The sequence below is a fragment of the Deferrivibrio essentukiensis genome (assembly GCF_020480685.1).
GTDB classification, from domain to species: Bacteria; Chrysiogenota; Deferribacteres; order Deferribacterales; family Deferrivibrionaceae; genus Deferrivibrio; species Deferrivibrio essentukiensis.
In genome coordinates this window covers 1-853 of sequence record NZ_JAJAFU010000053.1, presented here as the reverse complement: position 1 = coordinate 853, position 853 = coordinate 1, and the positions used below count along the sequence as shown (strand labels likewise).

The following is an 853-nucleotide window of genomic DNA, read 5'->3' as shown; positions in this document are numbered from 1 at the left end:
GTTATATAACCTTTCTCTTATTTTGTTAATATAGTTTTCTGCAAGTTCTCTGTCATAAGAAGGTAACTTACTTTTATTTTTTAGATATTCATTAGCATAGTAGGGTATTTGATAAAGTTTTTTCCATCTTAATAAAACTTCTTCATCCGACAATTCATTGACAGAATTCTGATCGATTTTCAAAACTATATGATAATGATTACTCATGATAGCATAACCTGCGATATGAATAGAATAAATTTCCGTAAGTTGCTTCATTCTATCCACAATCCACTGGCGGCGATGGTCAAAATCTTTGCCGCTACTTGAATCAAAACCGCACAAAAAAGCTCTGCGAACGCATCTTGATACACAATGATACCAACTTGTATCTTCTAATGAAACAAAACTGCTTCTTGGCTTGGTCATGGCTGCCTCCCGACGAATAAATTGTAGCAAAATCAGGTTAAGATATCAATAAAAAATGCCCAATAAAAAATGCCTGTCCTTTTATTTTATGAAGATTTATTTAAATATTTTTGTGCGTAGTTTTTCTTTTTAATCTGCTTCAAGGCTTCCCCTTTTTTAGCATCTACCTTAAACTCAATTATATAAATCTTATCCCCTATAAAAACGGTCAAATCTATTCTGCCTTTATTAGTTACATCTTCACCTATTATCTCAAGTCCCAATGACTGCAAATAAATATAAACAACACTTGCATAAAAACCTTCATAATTTTGAATGAAATTGTTGCTGTAATTATTGTAAGGGATTGATGAAAATATTGATTTTAATGTATCTTCAAACTCTTTTAGATTTGCGTTCAAAAGGGATAAATAAAGGGAAGACTTTTCTCTGTTTGAGTCAGATG

General features: G+C 31.3%; 2 protein-coding genes. Both read right to left on the bottom strand.

Annotated elements, in window-relative coordinates:
- The coding region (locus tag LF845_RS11725; protein WP_242821198.1) for a hypothetical protein at positions 1–408 on the bottom strand (408 nt) is incomplete at its 3' end.
- A gap of 86 nt (positions 409–494) precedes the next feature.
- Positions 495–853: PD-(D/E)XK nuclease domain-containing protein (locus LF845_RS11720; protein WP_242821197.1), on the bottom strand; the 359-nt coding region annotated here is incomplete at its 5' end.